The organism is Pedobacter soli, from assembly GCF_900101435.1.
In the GTDB taxonomy this organism is placed as follows: Bacteria; Bacteroidota; Bacteroidia; order Sphingobacteriales; family Sphingobacteriaceae; genus Pedobacter; species Pedobacter soli.
The window spans coordinates 118,025-136,857 of sequence record NZ_FMZH01000005.1 but is presented as its reverse complement, the minus strand read 5'-3'; the positions used below and the strand labels follow the sequence as shown (position 1 = coordinate 136,857).

General features: G+C 38.8%; 16 protein-coding genes. 9 read left to right on the top strand and 7 right to left on the bottom strand.

Annotated features, from left to right (window positions below; all coding sequences use genetic code 11):
* Nucleotides 1-48: 48 nt before the first annotated feature.
* From BLR37_RS12495 to BLR37_RS12485, 3 genes are all read right to left on the bottom strand, one after another.
* Nucleotides 49-960, bottom strand: coding sequence for a hypothetical protein (locus tag BLR37_RS12495; protein ID WP_208599653.1), 912 nt, complete (start codon nucleotides 958-960; stop codon nucleotides 49-51).
* Nucleotides 960-2,396 carry an MBOAT family O-acyltransferase gene (locus BLR37_RS12490; RefSeq protein WP_090769051.1) on the bottom strand — a complete coding sequence of 479 codons (1,437 nt, stop codon included), beginning with the start codon at nucleotides 2,394-2,396 and terminating at the stop codon, nucleotides 960-962. The genes BLR37_RS12495 and BLR37_RS12490 overlap by 1 nt, the downstream gene beginning before the upstream one ends.
* 142 nt (nucleotides 2,397-2,538) lie before the next feature.
* A complete protein-coding gene (locus tag BLR37_RS12485; RefSeq protein ID WP_208599652.1) occupies nucleotides 2,539-3,213 on the bottom strand; it encodes a TIGR02117 family protein in 675 nt (224 codons plus the stop codon).
* A 147-nt stretch (nucleotides 3,214-3,360) separates the two neighbouring features.
* Here BLR37_RS12485 and BLR37_RS12480 point away from each other — a divergent pair, with 147 nt between their 5' ends.
* The 7 genes from BLR37_RS12480 (at nucleotide 3,361) to BLR37_RS12450 (ending at nucleotide 10,948) form a co-directional block, all read left to right on the top strand.
* A complete protein-coding gene (locus BLR37_RS12480) occupies nucleotides 3,361-3,810 on the top strand; it encodes a VOC family protein (RefSeq protein ID WP_090769049.1) in 450 nt (149 codons plus the stop codon).
* 152 nt (nucleotides 3,811-3,962) lie between these two features.
* Complete coding sequence (gene typA / locus BLR37_RS12475) at nucleotides 3,963-5,768, top strand: translational GTPase TypA (protein WP_090769047.1); 1,806 nt, start codon at nucleotides 3,963-3,965, stop codon at nucleotides 5,766-5,768.
* Nucleotides 5,769-6,026: 258 nt separating this feature from the next.
* The gene (locus BLR37_RS12470) at nucleotides 6,027-6,953 is read left to right on the top strand and encodes a lysophospholipid acyltransferase family protein (RefSeq protein WP_090769045.1); all 927 of its coding nucleotides are present in this window, start codon (nucleotides 6,027-6,029) and stop codon (nucleotides 6,951-6,953) included.
* A 53-nt stretch (nucleotides 6,954-7,006) separates the two neighbouring features.
* Complete coding sequence (locus BLR37_RS12465) at nucleotides 7,007-7,954, top strand: lysophospholipid acyltransferase family protein (RefSeq protein WP_341844542.1); 948 nt, start codon at nucleotides 7,007-7,009, stop codon at nucleotides 7,952-7,954.
* A gap of 52 nt (nucleotides 7,955-8,006) precedes the next feature.
* A complete protein-coding gene (locus BLR37_RS12460) occupies nucleotides 8,007-9,197 on the top strand; it encodes a serine hydrolase domain-containing protein (protein ID WP_090769041.1) in 1,191 nt (396 codons plus the stop codon).
* A gap of 106 nt (nucleotides 9,198-9,303) precedes the next feature.
* Complete coding sequence (locus BLR37_RS12455; RefSeq protein WP_090769039.1) at nucleotides 9,304-10,347, top strand: hypothetical protein; 1,044 nt, start codon at nucleotides 9,304-9,306, stop codon at nucleotides 10,345-10,347.
* Nucleotides 10,348-10,378: 31 nt separating this feature from the next.
* The gene (locus tag BLR37_RS12450) at nucleotides 10,379-10,948 is read left to right on the top strand and encodes a thioredoxin family protein (protein WP_090769037.1); all 570 of its coding nucleotides are present in this window, start codon (nucleotides 10,379-10,381) and stop codon (nucleotides 10,946-10,948) included.
* 61 nt (nucleotides 10,949-11,009) lie between these two features.
* Here BLR37_RS12450 and BLR37_RS12445 read toward each other — a convergent pair whose 3' ends face one another.
* From BLR37_RS12445 to BLR37_RS12430, 4 genes are all read right to left on the bottom strand, one after another.
* Complete coding sequence (locus BLR37_RS12445; RefSeq protein ID WP_090769035.1) at nucleotides 11,010-11,570, bottom strand: type 1 glutamine amidotransferase domain-containing protein; 561 nt, start codon at nucleotides 11,568-11,570, stop codon at nucleotides 11,010-11,012.
* A gap of 71 nt (nucleotides 11,571-11,641) precedes the next feature.
* Complete coding sequence (locus tag BLR37_RS12440; RefSeq protein WP_090769033.1) at nucleotides 11,642-12,334, bottom strand: hypothetical protein; 693 nt, start codon at nucleotides 12,332-12,334, stop codon at nucleotides 11,642-11,644.
* Nucleotides 12,335-12,337: 3 nt separating this feature from the next.
* On the bottom strand, nucleotides 12,338-13,084 hold the full coding sequence (locus tag BLR37_RS12435) for a glycosyltransferase family 2 protein (RefSeq protein ID WP_090769031.1): 747 nt from the start codon (nucleotides 13,082-13,084) through the stop codon (nucleotides 12,338-12,340).
* Between the two features lie 207 nt (nucleotides 13,085-13,291).
* Complete coding sequence (locus tag BLR37_RS12430) at nucleotides 13,292-14,572, bottom strand: glycosyltransferase family 4 protein (RefSeq protein WP_090769029.1); 1,281 nt, start codon at nucleotides 14,570-14,572, stop codon at nucleotides 13,292-13,294.
* A 128-nt stretch (nucleotides 14,573-14,700) separates the two neighbouring features.
* Here BLR37_RS12430 and BLR37_RS12425 point away from each other — a divergent pair, with 128 nt between their 5' ends.
* Nucleotides 14,701-17,886: a S41 family peptidase gene (locus BLR37_RS12425; protein WP_090769027.1), complete on the top strand. Its 3,186-nt coding sequence runs from the start codon at nucleotides 14,701-14,703 to the stop codon at nucleotides 17,884-17,886.
* A 195-nt stretch (nucleotides 17,887-18,081) separates the two neighbouring features.
* Complete coding sequence (locus BLR37_RS12420; protein ID WP_090769025.1) at nucleotides 18,082-18,831, top strand: class I SAM-dependent methyltransferase; 750 nt, start codon at nucleotides 18,082-18,084, stop codon at nucleotides 18,829-18,831.
* Nucleotides 18,832-18,833: the final 2 nt, after the last annotated feature.

The window sequence follows — 18,833 nt, the reverse complement described above, 5'->3', positions numbered from 1 at the left end:
TTTAAATGTACTGAATTTTTACAATTCCCGATGGGAAAATGCCTGACTTTAAATTTTACCCAAAAGCAGGCGTACTTTCAGGCTTAATTTTTTTGCCCCAAACTCATTCAGGTGGTCGCCATCGTAAAAATCCCTGGCATTAAACGAACTATCTTGCAACAGATTGTAATATTTAACCGAACTATGCCTGGCATTTATTGTTTTAATTGCCAAAAAAGTGCCGTTTAACTGGTTTTGACTAAGATGCGTTACGTAAGATTTATAGGCAGGGCTGGTAAATAAGAGAATTTTAACATGCTTTTGTTCTGCAAAAGAGATAATGCTATCCAGCAGATGCATATTGGTGCCGTATTGCAGGTTATTTTTAGCAGTATGCCTGCCTGCTGCTATAACACCCGATTTGATGAGATCTTTATGGTTAATGGCTTTATAGCCCGAGCCCCAGCCCAGTTTAGTGCAGCTGATGTCATTTTCACCTTTCAGGTAATAATTGTAAAGCCGTTGTAGGTTAACGTCGAGCTTATTGCTGAGCATTTCTGAAGCATTGAAAATTTTATGGTCGTTATCGATATCGTAATAAATGCGGTAGTTTTTAGCGCGCCAGGCTTCCGGACTGTTTTCTAACCGGCCATAAAAGGAAAAATAATCGATCGGTAAAACAATGTATTTCAGATTGCTCCACTGATCTTTGTATTTTTTTAAGATTTCCAGATCATAATCGAATGATTGAGATATGTAACTGGCATTAAAACTCGATTTAATGTACTTTGGATCGATACCGTAGTATACATGAGAGCTGCCGAGAAATAAAGTGCTGACTTCGTTAGCATGTTTATCCAGGTAGCTTTTTTTGTACTCGTAATCATTGGGAATGCGCCTGATTAAAATTTCAGACAAAATGCCTAAAACGATAATCGGAAAAAGAAATAGTGCGGTATAGGTTATAAACTTTTTCATCATCAAAATTGAAAGTAAATGAACTGTTGTTCTGCCCCTGCGAAAAAGAAGATCAGTAAAACCATGCTGTAGTAAATACCCCATCTGATTGGTTTGGGCCACGATATAGCGAGTTTGGCAATGGCATACTGTTCCATGCGGCCATTCCATTCTATCAAAATAAACAATATTAGCAGTAAGAAAAGTTTAACCGGCAATATTTGGGGCAAGGTAAATAACGATCCTGAACCAATGGTTGATAAGATTTGAAAAGCATGCCCAACAGAATTAGCCCTGAAAAATATCCAGGCAAAAACTGTTAAGCCAAACGTTAATACCATAGCCGCAAACTCCGTAAATGTAGGTGCCGATCTTCCCGCAGCAACCGTATCCAGGTTAGTACGGTTTGTACTGAAAACGATTGATGGCATAATATATAAGGCATTTAGCAAGCCCCAGATAATAAAGGTCCAGTTGGCGCCATGCCAAAAACCACTTACTAAAAAGATGATAAAGGTATTTCTTACCTTAATCCAGGTGCCACCTTTGCTCCCGCCCAGCGGAATGTATAAATAATCACGAAACCAGGTTGATAGCGAAATGTGCCATCTGCGCCAGAATTCGGCAATATCTCTGGAAAAATAAGGGAAAGCAAAGTTTCGTAACAGTTCTACACCAAATAGCCTTGCCGTACCCAGGGCAATATCCGAATAGCCTGAAAAATCGCCGTAAATCTGGAAAGCAAAAAGTACTGCGCCTAATAGAAGTGTGCTTCCGCTGTAATCGGCCGAGTGATTAAAAATGGTATTGGCATAATTGGCGCACTGATCGGCAATCACAATTTTTTTAAACAAACCCCATAAAATCTGTCGCAAACCATCAATGGCTTTGCTGTAATCGAATGATCGTTCTTTTTTAATTTGTGGTAAGAGATGAGTTGCACGTTCGATGGGACCGGCAACCAACAGCGGGAAAAAGCTTACAAAAAGGGAATAATCGATAAAATTCTTTTCGGCTTTAATCCGGTCTTTATAAATATCAATTACGTAAGAAAGTCCATGAAAAGTATAGAAAGATATGCCTACGGGTAAAATAACTTTCAATGTCCACGGGTTTACCTGTAAGCCAAAGTTGGCAATAGCCTGAGCAAAAGAATCGGCAAAGAAGTTGTAATATTTAAATACACCCAAAAAGCCCAGGTTGATGGAAATGCTTAACCAGAACCAAAATTTCCTGGCATTTTTTGTTTTGCTTTCGGTCATTTTTATCCCGGTAAAATAATCGAGCAGCGTTGAGAAAATAAGCAGAAACATAAAACGCCAGTCCCAGCAGGCATAAAAAAAGTAGCTGGCACCTAAAAGCAATATGTTTTGCGCTTTTAGTCTTTCTTTGCCTAAAAGCCAATACAATGTAAAAATAACAGGCAGAAAAACTGCGAAACTGAAAGAATTAAAGAGCATGGCATTTGAATTAATACTTCGTTAAGGAATAAAATTAACGTTTAATGTTTGCGCCTTTATGTTACTCCAGCAGGTTGTGCCGCTAATTGTTTAATGTGTAAAGCAAGCTGTGAAAGCATTTTACGCTTGCCTTCTTTGTAAATTATCTGTACTTGATAAAAATGCCGGTATCAAAAATAGTCCACAGGCAGCTTTTTTGCCCGCAAGCTTTTAACGCGGCATTTGCCCAGGTGTTGCAGGTTTTAAAAATACTGTAGCTGCCCTTTGCCTCATAAAAAGCATCGCCAATATCGTAATGAACTGATGTTTTAACAGGCATTAAATGGCCCGAGCTATCTTTTTTAAAGCTGTTCAGCACATAATTAATCAGCTGTTTGTATTGTTCGTTGCTGATCATGATTTTTTTACAGTCGTTATCTTCTTTTATATTTTGATAATAAGTGGTGTGCATCGCTGAAGTGCTCAACCCTGAAATGGCCCTGATTGCGGTACTTAATTTAAGGTCGGCAAAAGCAGGTGTTTCCAGATAGAATTTTTTATCACCCCAGCCCATGGCCAGGTATTGATAGGTGCTATCGGCTTCTAAAGTATTTTTATAGCTGATTTCTTTCGTCCAGTCTATGTCTTGGCTTACCGCAGGCATTACAATATCGGTATGCACGCCATTGGTCATGATGTAAATGGCAACCTCGGGTTTATTAACAGGATTAGTATTGATGGTAATGCGCGATAAACAAAAGGCCAGCAGGAAATAAAGTGCGATTAACACAATCAAAACCAGACTAAATCTGCCTGCATATTTAAGAAGCCTTTTCATGTATTGTTCGCAAAATCATCCTTAATACCAAATTAAGCTTCAGGGTAACCCAAAATAGCTGCGTTTATCTATAACTATCAATTTTATTGATGTGTTTATCGAAAAACATGATTTTTTATGCATTTGCCTTATCGCTACCTTCATATTATGATAAAAGGATTATTTGAAACGCATATTTATGTTGAAAATTTAGAAAGGTCTATAGATTTTTATAGCAATGTTTTAGGCTTAACGCAATGCCATTACGAAGAAGGGCGCAGAATTGCCTTTTTCTGGATCGGAAAACCACAGGAAGCTATGCTGGGCATTTGGGAGAAACCAAAAACTGAAATCGATATCAGGCATTTTGCATTCAGGTGTGAGGTGGCTGATGTGCTCGATAAATCCGTTAGTTTTTTAACGCAACATAACCTGAAGCCTTATAATTTTTTAAAAAGCGATGATGCTGCACCTATGGTATTTGCCTGGATGCCAGCTGTGGCTATTTATTTTAACGATCCTGACGGACATGCTTTGGAGTTTATTGCCATTTTAGCAGGAGAGGCCCGTCCGGAGTTGGGCGTAATTGCTTACGAGGAGTGGTTAAAGCTGCAGTAACGCTAAAGCAACCATGGACAGTAGTTTGATCGCCTGGTTTTTCTGATTAAAAATGAGCTAATTACAACATTATCTTCTTATTAAATAGTGACTTGTATAGTTGAAAATCCATTTTTAAACACTATCTTTGCGCCAAATTTGAGGCGCATTTTATGCAAAAGATTAGAAATATAGCTATTATAGCACACGTTGACCACGGTAAAACCACGTTGGTTGATAAGATTTTACACTCTTGTTCTATTTTTCGTGACAACGAACAAACAGGAGAGTTGATATTGGATAACAACGATTTAGAGCGTGAGCGTGGTATCACCATCGTGTCTAAAAACGTTTCTGTTCAATACAAAGATGTAAAAATTAACATTATTGACACTCCTGGTCACGCGGATTTCGGCGGTGAGGTAGAGCGTGTTTTAAAAATGGCCGATGGTGTACTTTTACTTTGCGACGCTTTTGAAGGTGCAATGCCTCAAACGCGTTTCGTAACGCAAAAAGCTTTGGCACTGGGTTTAAAACCAATTGTGGTTGTAAACAAAGTAGATAAAGAAAACTGTCGCCCGGAAGAGGTTTACGAGCAAATTTTCGAATTGTTCTTTAACCTTGAAGCTACTGAAGAGCAATTGGATTTCCCGGTTATTTACGGTTCATCTAAACAAGGATGGATGAGTACCGACTGGCAAAAACCAACAACTGATATTTTTGCTTTATTAGATGCTGTAGTAGAGAACATTCCTGCAGCACCAATGAACGAAGGTACTTTACAAATGCAAATCACCTCTTTAGATTATTCTTCTTTCGTAGGTCGTATTGCAATTGGTCGTGTTCACCGCGGTACCATTAAAGAAAACCAGCCGGTTACTTTAATTAAACGCGATGGCAAAATTGTTAAATCAAGAGTAAAAGAACTTTATACTTTCGAAGGTTTAGGTAAAGTAAAAGCTACTGAAGTAAGATCAGGTGATATCTGTGCTGTTGTAGGTATTGATGGTTTTGAAATTGGCGATACCATTGCTGATTTTGAAGCTCCGGAGCAATTACCGGTAATCAGTATTGATGAGCCAACAATGAACATGTTGTTTACCATTAATAACTCTCCTTTCTTCGGTAAAGAAGGTAAACTGGTAACTTCTCAACGTATCAAAGACCGTTTGATTAAAGAGATGGAGAAAAACCTGGCGTTGAAAGTTGTTGAAACTCAAGGTGCTGATTCATGGTTGGTATACGGCCGTGGTATTCTTCACTTATCCGTATTAATCGAAACTATGCGCCGCGAAGGTTATGAGTTACAAGTTGGTCAGCCACAGGTAATTGTTAAAGAAATCGACGGTAAAAAACATGAGCCGGTTGAAACTTTAATTGTAGATGTACCTGCAGAAGTTTCTGGTAAAGTAATCGAATTGGTAACCCAACGTAAAGGTGAGTTATTGATTATGGAGCCAAAAGGTGATTTACAACACTTGGAATTCGAAATCCCATCTCGTGGTATCATCGGTTTACGTAACAACGTTTTAACAGCTACAGCTGGTGAGGCGATTATGGCACACCGTTTCAAAGCTTACGAGCCTTGGAAAGGTACTATCCCTGGCCGTTTAAATGGGGTATTAATTTCGATGGATAAAGGTACTACTACTGCTTATTCGATCGATAAATTACAGGATAGAGGTCGTTTCTTTGTTGATCCGGGAGTTGATATTTACGAAGGACAAATTTTAGGAGAGCACATCCGTGATAACGATTTAGTAATTAACATCGTAAAAGGTAAAGCTTTAACCAACATGCGTGCATCAGGTACTGATGATAACACCCGTATTGCGCCGGCAATTAAATTCTCGCTGGAAGAAGCAATGGAATACATTCAGGCTGATGAGTACATTGAAGTTACTCCGCAAAGCATGCGTTTACGTAAAATCTTCTTAACTGAGCAAGAACGTAAAGTTAAAGGAAAACAATTTGCTTAAAATCCCTAATCCCCAAAGGGGAATTAGAAAAAATAGGAAAGCCCTGATGAAAATCGGGGCTTTTTTCATTTTACGCATTTTTTTTAATCAACCACCGGATGAGGGGAGATTTAGCATTTCGTAATCCTGAAACCGGGTCTGTTATATATGATTACGGCCTCAAATTGCTGATGTATGTAAAAAAAACAAAATGATGATAATTGCTGTGAAATATGCCGTAAATTTGTACGTTATTACCAGATAATGTCCCATAATAGCATGATTAATAAATGGTTATCCAGAGGGGGTATATCTTTGTTGAATTTACTCTCTCTTTTACCGCTATTCATTTTATACCGGTTGGCAGATGCTTTTTATCTGTTAATCTTTTATGTTTTCGGCTACCGCAGAAAGGTGGTTAAAGAAAACCTGCACAATGCCTTCCCCGAAAAAAGCAATATTGAAATCAAGGCCATAGAAAAAAGATTTTATAAATTTCTGGCCTCCCTTTTTATAGAAGTGATTAAAATGAAAAGCATTTCTAAAAAAGAACTCCAAAAAAGAGTTGTTTTCAAAAATGTTGATCTTGTTGAAGCTTATCTTAAAAATAATGAAAGCGTTATTTTTTGTTCAGCACATTTCGGTAATTATGAATGGGTTTGCATGGCCATTGGATTAGCTTTTTCTGGCGAACATTATCCCATATACAAGCCCTTAAGCAGCGAAACGTTTGATCATTGGTTTCTGGAAATGAGGAGCAGGTTTGGAAACCACATGGTATCTATGCGCCAAACTTTAAGGGCTATTCAGGCCAGTAAGAACGAAGCAACCATGTTTACTTTCGGAAGCGATCAGGCACCTTCGAGAGAAGATTCTACTTATTGGACAACATTTTTAAACCAGGAATCTTCCATCCAGCTGGGCGTAGAAAAAATTGCCAAAAAGACTAACCGTCCGGTTTTTTATCTTAAAATTAATACACTAAAACGGGGTTATTACGAGGTAGATTGTGTTCCGATCTGTTTAAATCCAACAGAAACTGCCGAATTCGAAATTACTGAAATGCATACCCGGTTTTTGGAAGATATGATTAGCGAAGCACCTGCTTATTGGCTGTGGAGCCACCGCAGATGGAAATATAAGCGGGAACCAAAGGCTGCACCTGCGGTGTCAAACGACCAGAATACCATGGATGCAATGGCATAATTCTCTTCCCGGTCCCAAAAGATAATTTTTTTGTGGCATGATTTTTTGAGTTACTGGTTACTAGGATTTCAACTCGTGCCAGTATGATCAAAAAGGGGATTTCCCATTTGGGGATATTTTTTTTAAGCGTCTTATCATTATTCCCTTTAACTGTATTATATCTATTTGCAGATATTACCTACCTGCTGCTGTACTATGTTTTTGGTTATAGGAAACAAGTCGTAAGAACCAACCTGAAGTGCGCATTTCCGGAAAAAAGCGCTGCCGAACTCCTTATTATTGAAAAACGTTATTACCATTATCTGGCCGATTTGATTTTCGAAATCCTTAAAATGAGCAGTATTTCTGCAAAGGAAGTTGAAAAGCGCTTTGTTTTTAAAAATAAGGAACAGATTCAGGCTTATTTAAGTCGTGGCGAAAGTATCCTTGTTTGTTCAGCGCATTATGGTAATTGGGAATGGGGTACTTTGGGCGCCGGACTTAATTTTGCAGCCAATCATTATCCCATTTATAAACCATTAAGCAATCCGTTTTTTGATCATTGGTTTAAAAAAGTGCGCGGCAAATTCGGTAATCAATTAATTGCCATGCGGCAAACGATGCGTGCATTACAGGCTAGTAAGGATAAACCCAGTATTTTCAGTTTTGGCAACGACCAGGCGCCCACGCGTGAAGAATCGCACTACTGGACAATTTTTATGAACCAGCCGAGCGCTATACAATTGGGGATTGAAAAAATTGCCAAAAAAACCAACAGACCTATATTTTATTTCAGGATTAGTGTATTAAAAAGGGGATATTACGAAGTAGATTGCGTGCCGCTGTGTTTAAATCCGGCTGAAACCACCGATTATGAAATTACGGAACTTCATACCCGCTTTTTAGAGGAAATAATCAAAGCCGAGCCGGCCTATTGGTTATGGAGCCACCGCAGGTGGAAATATAAAAGGGAAGATAATGGCCCAAAAACAACAGTGAAAGATCAGAATATTGAGGCCTAGTTCAACAGCGCTCCTAAATATTTTATATTTGTGGGTATAATATCCGCCTGCAATGAAAACCATCAAAAAAATACTCTTAATTTTCATTTACGCTTTTTTCTTCTCTCTTTTTGGGTTATTTGTATGGCATCCCTATTTGCTTAAAGTATTAAAGTACCGTACACCCGGCGCCGAAACCTATAAAGCTTTTCCGCAGGAGCTTGTACATAAAAGTGATTCGGCTTTTCATTTTATCAGGCCAGCGGTGCAGCGCAATGATTTAGATACGCTTCATGTTTTAGATGGCGAAAACCATTCAATTCCATTAAAAGCCTATTTAAAGAATGGAGCCATCAATGTTTTTCTTGTAATCAGAAATGATAGTGTTTTATACGAAAGATACGATAAGGGGTATAGTGATAGTACCCTAACTACTATTTTTTCGGGTGCAAAAAGCATGATTTCTATCCTGATTGGCCAGGCTATAAACGAGCGAAAGATAAAAAGCCTTAGCGATAAGGTTACAGTTTATATTCCGGAGTTAAAAGCCAACCCTGCATTTGCCGAAATTACTTTAAAGAACCTGTTAGATATGAAATCGGGGCTTGATTTTCAGGATGCAATAGGAGGTATTTTAAAGGCTTTCTTTTCTGATGAAGCCAAATATTATTATACCGATAATGTGAAAGCTGAGCTGATGAAAGTGAAGCTGGTCAATCGGCCCGGTACAGTTTGGAAATACAAAAGCATCGATCCGATTTTATTGGGCTGGGTGCTGAAAAAAGCAACCGGCCAATCGGTAGCTCAATACTTCCAGTCGCATCTATGGCAAAAAATAGGCGCTGAATACAATGCAACCTGGGGTTTAGACCAGCTAAACGGTATAACCAATACGGCCAGCCGCTTTCAGGTTACGGCCATCGATTGGGCTAAAATAGGTCGCTTGTATTTAAATAAAGGTAAATATAATGGCCTGCAGGTTGTTCCCGAAAATTGGGTAAACCAATCAGTAAATATTGGCACCGAAAAGCCAGCATCGGCAAAGGGTTGGCAGCAATCGGCTCATCATTACCTTTGGTGGATTCCGCAGGAAGGTGAAAAAGGAGATTATGCAGCAGAAGGTATGCTGGGCCAGCGTTTGTATATCGATCCTAAAACAAACACCATTATTGTACAGTTTGCCGATCATGGCGCAGGGAATTATCCTTACCGCAAAATAAGCCGGTATTTGAGTGGCTTGCCATTTAGTTATCCAAAGTCTTAACCGCAAAGAACGCTATGGGTGCACAAAATGCGCTAAGAGGTTTAAACTTTGCATAAAGCTTTGTGGCCTTTGTGGTTAAATTTTTAAAATAGTACCTTGTCAATAAATGGAAAACAACGACGTAAAAATTTCAAAAAAGAAACCGATTTTTCCGGTTAGCCCTGCTTTGCAGAAATATTTGCGTACCTACCAGCGTGAGGCTAAACTGCCCATTTCCTATCAGGATTTAATGCAGTTTAACGAGGCTTTCCCGCTAATGGATAAGTTTGGTAAAGATTCGCTTTGGGAAGGCCCCATTTATGCCCAGGATTTAATTGAACCGCTGCATAACGGGTTGAAAGAAGTTTATGCCAACCTGAAAGCTTCGGGGAACTTGCGTATCGTAGAACATAAATACATCGATAAAATTGAATATTGTACTTTCGGTAATACACACCCTTTCCGAATTAGGATTGTAAACCGGCTAAACGATGTTTATGATTATTTCTACATCAAAAAAGCCGATGCTTCACGTATTTATGGGCTGGAGATGGAAGAAATACTTTCGCCCAATCAGGTTAATTATCTGGTAGATGGCGATACCCTGGTAGAAGAACATATTGCCGGCATTCCGGGCGATGTTTTTACCAAAGGCCAGTTGTATGCCCCGGAATTTAATCCTACTCGTATAGCAAAGGAGTTTGTGAAATTTAACGAACGTTGTTTAATTATGCTTTTGGGAGATATGCGGGCCTATAATTTTGTGGTTCAGATTACACCCGATTTTGACGATATCCAGTTCCGCATCAGGGCAATTGATTTCGATCAACAGTTTTATGAAGGCAATCTGAAAGTTTACCTGCCCCAGTTTTTTAAAGAAAACCTGCCTTATGTGAAAATGAGTATGGAACAGTTAACTGATAAAACCGTATTGCAATATCAGCAGGAAGAAAGATCATCCATTGTGCACCGCGTGAGGAGCGAGCGGCACCGTTTAACCGATTTACGCGATGTATCGAACAAAGAAGCGCTCACCACGCCCGAAAATATTGCTCAGCTAAAACAGGGAATGAGCGATTATTTTAAAGATACCAATTACCTGAGGTGCAGTACCATGACCGATATTATTGAACTGAACATCAAGAATATCATTCGCCAGGTTAAACTGTAAATTATTATATTTGGTTTAAAATCAAAAACTTATGAAAAGATTTCTTTTTACAACGGGTATTTGCGTGCTGCTGTTAATCTCGGCCTTTAAAAATGATACACCTCCAACTGCTGATCAGGTCTTAAAAACGGCTCTGGTAAAAGCCAAAAAAGAGAAGAAACATGTTTTGATTATATTTCATGCCTCCTGGTGCGGTTGGTGCCATAAAATGGATGCCTCCATCAATGATCCGGAAATCAAGCCTTTATTTGATAAAAGTTATGTCATAGAACATTTAACTGTATTGGAGCACGATCCGGCAAAGAAACCTGATCAAAATCCCGGAGCAGAAGATTTGATGAAAAAGTACAATAGTGAAGGATTTGGAATCCCATTGTGGTTCATTTTTGATGCAAACGGAAAGTTAATAGTCGATTCTCATATCCGCCCGGCAGGTACAGGTTTTGAAGTAAAAGGAGATAATATTATTGGTTGTCCGGCATCTGAAGAAGAAGTGAAAGCTTTTGTGGCGGAACTTAAAAAAACATCCAGATTAACAGATGCGGAGCTGGAAAAAATTGCTGCGCGATTCAGAAAAAATGATCCCAAATATAAAGGTTAAATAAAACGGTCAGCTACTGCCAACCGTTTTTGAGTGAATCTAGAAAGAGCGTCCAAAGTTTTTAGGCGTGCTGGCCTTCATGAACACCTTCGGCAAATTCCTCTACAATTTTATCGTTAAATGCAGGTAAGTCTTTTGGGGTGCGGCTGGTAACCAAACCCTGGTCCACCACCACCTCTTCATCCGACCATAAAGCCCCTGCATTAATTAAATCCTGCGAAATGTTTTTAACAGATGTCATTTTCCGTCCTTGTACCACATCAGCATTAATGAGCGTTTGTGGGCCGTGGCAAATGGCAGCAACGGGTTTCCCATCATTGAAAAATGATTTCACAAAAGCCAGTGCATCGCTGTTAACCCGCAACTGGTCGGGATTAATTACGCCTCCGGGCAAAAGTAGAGCGCTGTAGTCTGATGCATTTGCTTCGGTAAGGGTTTTGTCTACCTCAACCTCAATCGACCAATGATCGTGATCCCAGGCTTTTATTTTACCACTTTTAGCGGAGATGATGTGAACGGTTGCACCTTCTTCTTTTAATCTTTTTACTGGTTCTGTTAATTCTACTTCTTCAAATCCGCTTTCTGAAAGAACAGCAATTGTGCGGTTACTTAATCGTCCCATAATCTTTTCTGTTTTTAATAGGTATGTATTAAAGACAGTTGGGAAAAGTTATTGTTTTTAGAAATTTAAGATTAGGAGGTAATCTCTATTGTTGTGGATTTATTTATTTGATAGTTATAGAAGGCCTCATAAATTACCTGACTAACAATTGCTTTGATAGGGATTGCGTCTTTAAAGTCATCCAATGGATATTTAATTTGAAAACAGGTGCGCAATTTATTTTTCTTAAATCCGATTTGTTTAAGAACAGTTATTACATTTTTGGTAAAACAATCCCTATCCAAAATGGCTGCAAATGGGGTTAACCGGATAATGATTTTGTTTTTTTTGATAGAAAATCTGAGGTGAAGATTTTTTTCTTTCCGCAGGTTAAAAATAAAAGCACTGATCTTATTTTCAACCAGGTCAAAGATAACGTCATCAAACTCTTGTCCATCGTTAAAATAGCCTGTTCTATAACTGTTCAGTTGGTCTAACTTATGGTCAATCTGTACTAAGATATGATTTCTCTTTTCATCAGATTCTTCGAGATAGCTTTTTTCAACATAAAAATTAATTATATTTTTCAATCTATCTTTCTCTTTTGCGAACGGGTCAAGCAAAGATTCGATTATATTAATTTTATGTTTAATATTACCTAGTACTTTAGTGTTAAGAACAACCGAATTGTAATCACCATCATTTGTATCTTGTTCAATTAAAGATTCAAAAAAGGCTTTCTGATTTTTGTAATAAGAGAGGAGTTCGTTAATATCTTCATTCATAAACTAATCATTTGTCCTTCGGTGTTTGATAAAGTACCATGCTAAATTCACTGCAATAACCACATGATTAAAAATGTTTGGCAGCAGGCCATAGTACTTACTAAAGATATTAAACCGCTCTTTTAAACTTTCGCGGTGTTTTTTCTTGCTCATGCCGCCAACCAGGTATTTAGCCACGTATCGGTGTACATTTACAATATTCGAAGCCTTTTTTGCCGCTTTGATAATCCAGTCGATATCTGAACTGTATTTAAAGCTTAAATCGTAAGGTACAATAATGCTGCGGCGAATATAAATGGCCTGATGGCTGATATTCATCCCATATTTAAAACTGGTCCAGTCAAATTCTTCAGGGGCTTCATGTCTTCTGCGGCCTAAACTTTCCCAGTTATCGTTATACATTTCGGTTTCACCATAATAAATATCGGCCCCCGGCGAACTTGCAAAAACATCTGCTACGGTTTTGGGATCGTATATTTCATCTCCCGAATTCATGAAAAGTACATAATCGCCAGTAGCCAGGGCTAAACCTTTATTCATGGCATCATATATTCCCTTGTCGGGTTCGGATACGATTTTCGAAATCTGATCTTTATACTGTTCAACTACCTGTAATGTTCCGTCAGATGAGGCGCCATCTATTACGATATATTCTATGTTTGGATAAGTCTGGTTTAAAACAGATTTTATGGTACGTTCAATATCACGAACGTTATTATACACTATGGTAATGACGGTTAACTTTGGCAAGGGGGTGTTTTTTTGGATTGGAGTAAATTTAATAAAGATTAAGTAATTTTTGCTGACTGTGGGTGAAAATGAAATTGGCCAAACATTTTGAGGGCGAACCGCACAATAAGAATTGGTTGGTGGGGTGTAGTTAGTAATGAACTAAATTTAACTCGCTATAGGGTAGTTGTTTACAATTAGTCCAACAGTGTTGGACTAATTAGGATCTTATTTCGGTTGTAAATCAATCAAGGTTTCGTACAAATGAATGTGTTCGGCAGCAATTACCTCTTCAGAAAAATCGGTGAGGATACTTAACCGGGCAGCTTTTTGAATCTCATCTTTATTGGGACGATGGTAGAGCCATTCGATACCATTGGCCAGATCTTCGGCATTCTGGTATTCGGCCAGGTACCCGTTTTGCATGTGTTTTACCATATCGGGTATGCCGCCGGTAGTAAAGGCCACCACAGGCGTAGCGCAGGCCAGGCTTTCCATTACCGTGTTGGGTAAATTATCTTCCAGCGAGGGGGTAATAAAAGCATCGGCTGCCGAATAGCATTTAGCCAAATGATCATCTTTATTAATGGTGCCCAAAAAAGTGGTTTTAAACGGAAATTCGGGCATTTCTGCATTGTCTTTATTCCCAAAAATCACAATCTCGATATTCTCTTTTTGAATTCCCTGCCGGCGTGCTAAAATTTCTAAAGCCTCGATTAAATAGGGGGTTCCTTTATGCTTATCATTTTTAGAGGGCATAAAACCACTCATTAACACAAATTTATCGGGATTGATCTTTAGTATTTTCTTTGCTTCAGCCTTTACATAAGGCTTAAAAATTTTGGTTTCGATGGTATTTGGAATCACCGTGGTTTTTCGGGTGCCCAGCAAACTGCTAAACTTTACCGATGCGGCCATCCAGTTACTGGGTGCAACAATATGGAAATTTAATTCGGTATAGGCTTTTTGTTTGCGCTTCCAGGTTTTGTGCGAAATGTCATTTTTACCGCTGATTTTTAAAATCGGGCAATTACCACATTGCTGGTGAAAATGTTCGCAGCCATAGCGCACATGGCAGCCACCCGTAAAAGCATTACTATCATGAAAGGTCCATACAATAGGTTTTTCCAGTTCATCCAGCTGTGCCAAAAACTTAGGGTTCAGAAAACCGTGATTTACCCAATGTAAATGGATAATATCGGCATTTTTAACATCCGGATGGTTGATTACTGAGCGGCCGAACCATTGCAGGCTGAAGGGTGTTTTAACTGATTTGCTCAGCCACTTGGCAAAATATCTTTCTGATAAGATATTGTAAACAGCCCTCGCTTTCTGCAAAGGAGATTTGCTAAAGGTATCTATTTTGGGGTTTTGCCCAAATTTATAGTAAACCAATACTTTTGAATCTATTCCACTGGCTTTTAAAGCATCGCTCAGGCGCAAACAGGCCCGGCCTGCCCCGCCATTTCCGTCATAGGTATTTAAGTGTACTACTTTCAAATCAATCAAAAATACATTTTATTGTTTACGATTATAAAAACTGTTGCGTAATTTCATCCATATATTTTATCGTTCTTAAGGTTAGGCTGTTTTTTATTAAGAAATGGCTACCTTTTCAGCGCCAAACTAACTTAATCATGATCAAATCCCTAGTAAAATCACTTGCGGCCCTGGCTTTTTTATGGCCGGCGCATTCATTTGGCCAAAACCAAACTTATTTTGCCGCATATCCTGCTTTAACGCCCGATGCGCAGACAATAGTATTCAGCTATGACGGCGATATTTGGAAAGTACCGGTAAAAGGCGGTGTAGCATCGCGTATTACAGCTATGCAGGGTGAAGAAATTAATCCGAAAATTTCTCCAGATGGAAAGTGGCTTGCTTTTTCATCTAACCAGTTTGGTAATTACGATGTGTATGTGATGCCGCTTGCAGGTGGCGATATTAAGCAACTCACCTTTAACGATGCTGCTGATGAGGTTGACAACTGGAGCTGGGATTCTAAAACCATCTATTTTACCTCGGGCCGTTACAACTCTTTTTCGAGTTATAAAGTAAATGTAAACGGAGGTACAGCAGTGCGTTTATTTAATAATTATTTTAACACTACGCACCACATTGCCGAATCGCCAACAGGCGAATTGTTTTTTAACGATACCTGGGAAAGTATGCGTTTTGCCAACCGCAAACATTATAAAGGCGCTTATAATCCTGATATCCAATCGTATAACCCGAAAACGAAAAGCTATAAACGCTATACCGATTATATTGGAAAAGATTTCTGGACCAGTGTAGATCAGAAAGGAAATGTGTTTTTTGTATCAGACGAGGGTAACGATGAATACAATCTCTATACTTTTATTGGAGGAAAAAAAACAGGACTCACCAATTTCGATACTTCTATTAAACGCCCATTTGTTGCTGCAAACGGAACTACCGTAGTGTTCGAAAAAGATTATCAGCTATATACCTACGATGTTGCAACCAAAAAAACGGAAAAAGTGAACATCAGCACTTCGCGGAATCAGGTGTTGAGCAAAGAACAGGAATACGATGTACGGGGCAATATTTCTGCATTTGATGTTTCAACTGACGGTAAAAAAATGGCTTTCATTTCGCGGGGCGAAGTTTTTGTAAGTGATGCCGATGGAAAATTTATCCGTAAAATTACCAACAGTGGCGAACGTGCTATGGAATGTAAATGGCTGGCTGATAACAAAACAATATTATTTAGTCAAACCGCTAACGGCTTCCAGAACTGGTTTACCATTACCGGTGATGGTAAAGGAACGGTAAAGCAGTTAACCAAAGATAAAGCGAATAACCGCGATATTACCCTGAATAAAACCAAAACCATGGCGGTTTATTTAAGTGGCAGAAATGAACTGAAGCTAATGGATCTTAAAAATTTTGAAAGCAAAACCCTGGTAACCGATGAGTTTTGGGCTTTGCAAAGTGCAGCTCCAAGTTTTTCGCCAAATGATGAATATGTACTATTTACCGTTTACCGCAATTTTGAACAGGATATTATGGTGCATAATATCAAGGGCAATAAAACCATTAATTTAACCAATACAGGGGTTACAGAAACTGGACCGGCATGGTCGCCAGATGGCAAATACATTTTCTTTACCAGTGCACGCACCAAACCATCGTATCCTACCGGGATGTCTAGTGCCCATATTTACCGCATGGCCCTGGATAATTATGGTGACCCTTTCCGTTCTGATAAATTTGATGATTTGTTTAAAGAAACGAAGCCTGCAAACCCAGTTGTTAAACCCGAGCCTTCAACCAATAAAAATGATAAAAAGGCAAAAGCAGATACTACTAAAAAGAAAGCTGAGGTTAAGCCTGCAAATGTAATTACCATTAATACGCAGGATATTCTGGATAGGGTAGAGTTGGTTGGACCTGCTTTTGGAGGCCAGTTTGGAACCGATGCCTATGCCAAAGGAGATAAGACTTATGTGTTTTATTCTTCTAACCACGAAGGAGGCGCACCTGGTTTGTACAGAACCACTATCGAACCTTTTGAAGCCAATAAAACTGAAAAGGTAGCCGATGGCGGCGATTATTCCCTAATCCAGGCCGGCGATAAGTTTTTTGTGTTAACCCGGGGCGTAATTAACAAGTATACTTTAGAAGCCAATAAGCTGGATCGGGTAGACCATGGTTATAAATTTACCCGGAACTTAAATGCCGAGTTTAACCAGATGTTTTACGAAACCTGGGTAGGTCTTGACGAAAATTTTTATGATGAAAAATTTCATGGCGTAGACTGGGATAAAATGAAAACCCGCTATGCTGCTTATTTGCCTTACGTGAATAACCGTAGCGACCTGCGTATCCTGTTAAACGATATGTTGGGTGAGCTTAACTCTTCGCACATGGGCTTTAACAGTTTGGGGGCCGAAGAACGTAAGAACTTGACTTATGTAACCAACGAAACCGGAATTATTTTCGACGATGAAAACCCGTTAAAAGTTGAACGGATTGTAGCCAAAAGTAATGCGGCCTATACCGGTACAAATATTTTAGAAGGCGATATTTTAACAGAAGTGAACGGGGTAAAAATAGATGAAAAAATAGACCGCGATTATTACTTCAGTAAACCTTCTTTAGACCGCGAAATGACGCTGACCTTTAACCGTAACGGTAAACAGATATTTGTTAATGTGCACCCTGAAAGTTCTGGTGCTTTAAGAAATAACCTGTATGATGAATGGATTACCCAAAACCACAAAAATGTAGATAAATGGGGCAATAACCGCATCGCTTATTCCTATATGAAAAATATGGGCACCGGTGAACTTGAAACTTTCCTGTTGGATATGGTAGCCCAGGAAGAAAACAAGGAAGCCATTATTTTAGACCTGCGTTACAATACCGGAGGTAACGTACACGATGATGTATTGAAATTCCTTTCTCAGCGTCCTTACCTGCAATGGAAATACCGGGGTGGTAAATTGGCGCCACAAAGTAACTTTGGTCCGGCTGTAAAACCAATTGTGCTGTTAATTAACGAACAATCGTTAAGCGATGCTGAAATGACTGCGGCTGGCTTTAAACAATTAAAGCTGGGCAAAATAATCGGTACCGAAACCTACCGCTGGATTATTTTTACCTCGGCAAAAGGCTTGGTAGATGGCTCTTCTTACCGTTTGCCATCTTGGGGTTGTTATACTATGGATGGCAAAAACATCGAGAAGGAAGGTGTTAAGCCAGATATTTTTGTGAAAAATACTTTCGAAGACCGCCTGGCAGACAAAGACCCGCAACTGGAAAAAGCTGTTGCTGAGATTTTGAAGGATTTGAAGTAGGGTTAATCGGTTATGGTGCAGAGATATTGTTTTATTGTTGGATGGTTATATTGTAGTATATCCAACAGTAAAGCAATTTAACAATGTAGAAATAGCGCTCTTTCACAGTTTAAACAGTTAACCAATTTAAACAATTAACCATTTTAGGCAGTTAACCAAATTTTTCCGTTTCTTTGGAGCTGGAATTTTTAAAATATGGCAAATTTATTAACCGACAGGGCTTTTTGGGTAAATTATTGGGAAAGTAAAAAAGGACTTGCGGTTCGGCTACCAGCTAACTATTTGTTTCATCGCCAGCTGGCTGATGTGATTCAGCAAAATCAGGTTAAAACAGCTATTGAGCTGGGTGGTTTCCCTGGGTATTATGCCGTATTTTTAAAAAAGTACTTCAAACTGGATGTTACCTTGCTTGATTATTTCGTGCACCCGCCTGTGGTTAAGGAGCTTTTAGAAAAAAATGATCTGACCGAACAAGATATCCATATTATTGAAACCGATTTATTTAACTACACGCATGAAAAACAGTACGATTTGGTACTCAGCTGTGGTTTAATTGAACACTTTAATGATACTGCCGATATTATTAACCGTCATATTGCTTTTGTGAAACCCGGGGGTACTTTGTTTATCACTTTACCCAATTTTAAAGCGGTAAATGGTTGGTTTCAAAAGAATTTTGATAAAGAAAACTACGATAAACACAATATTGATAGCATGAATCCGGCATTACTTCGTAAAATTTGCGAAGATGCAGGTTTAAAAGAAGTAAAATCGGGTTATTTTGGCCGCTTTAGTGTTTGGCTTGAAAACGAAGACCAGAAATCAGCAGGAGTACGTGTTTTCAAAAAAGCGGTATGGCTGGCCGGAAAAATATTTACGAAGATTATTCCATTCGAGAGCAAAAATCTATCGCCATATATTATATTAGAGGCGAAAAAAAATTAGCG

Bases quoted from the DNA above. Each gene is read 5' to 3' on its own strand.
- BLR37_RS12495 (WP_208599653.1), bottom strand. From the start codon at position 960: ATGATGAAAAAGTTTATAACCTATACCGCACTATTTCTTTTTCCGATT.
- BLR37_RS12490 (WP_090769051.1), bottom strand. From the start codon at position 2,396: ATGCTCTTTAATTCTTTCAGTTTCGCAGTTTTTCTGCCTGTTATTTTT.
- BLR37_RS12485 (WP_208599652.1), bottom strand. From the start codon at position 3,213: ATGAAAAGGCTTCTTAAATATGCAGGCAGATTTAGTCTGGTTTTGATT.
- BLR37_RS12480 (WP_090769049.1), top strand. From the start codon at position 3,361: ATGATAAAAGGATTATTTGAAACGCATATTTATGTTGAAAATTTAGAA.
- typA (WP_090769047.1), top strand. From the start codon at position 3,963: ATGCAAAAGATTAGAAATATAGCTATTATAGCACACGTTGACCACGGT.
- BLR37_RS12470 (WP_090769045.1), top strand. From the start codon at position 6,027: ATGATTAATAAATGGTTATCCAGAGGGGGTATATCTTTGTTGAATTTA.
- BLR37_RS12460 (WP_090769041.1), top strand. From the start codon at position 8,007: ATGAAAACCATCAAAAAAATACTCTTAATTTTCATTTACGCTTTTTTC.
- BLR37_RS12455 (WP_090769039.1), top strand. From the start codon at position 9,304: ATGGAAAACAACGACGTAAAAATTTCAAAAAAGAAACCGATTTTTCCG.
- BLR37_RS12450 (WP_090769037.1), top strand. From the start codon at position 10,379: ATGAAAAGATTTCTTTTTACAACGGGTATTTGCGTGCTGCTGTTAATC.
- BLR37_RS12445 (WP_090769035.1), bottom strand. From the start codon at position 11,570: ATGGGACGATTAAGTAACCGCACAATTGCTGTTCTTTCAGAAAGCGGA.
- BLR37_RS12440 (WP_090769033.1), bottom strand. From the start codon at position 12,334: ATGAATGAAGATATTAACGAACTCCTCTCTTATTACAAAAATCAGAAA.
- BLR37_RS12425 (WP_090769027.1), top strand. From the start codon at position 14,701: ATGATCAAATCCCTAGTAAAATCACTTGCGGCCCTGGCTTTTTTATGG.
- BLR37_RS12420 (WP_090769025.1), top strand. From the start codon at position 18,082: ATGGCAAATTTATTAACCGACAGGGCTTTTTGGGTAAATTATTGGGAA.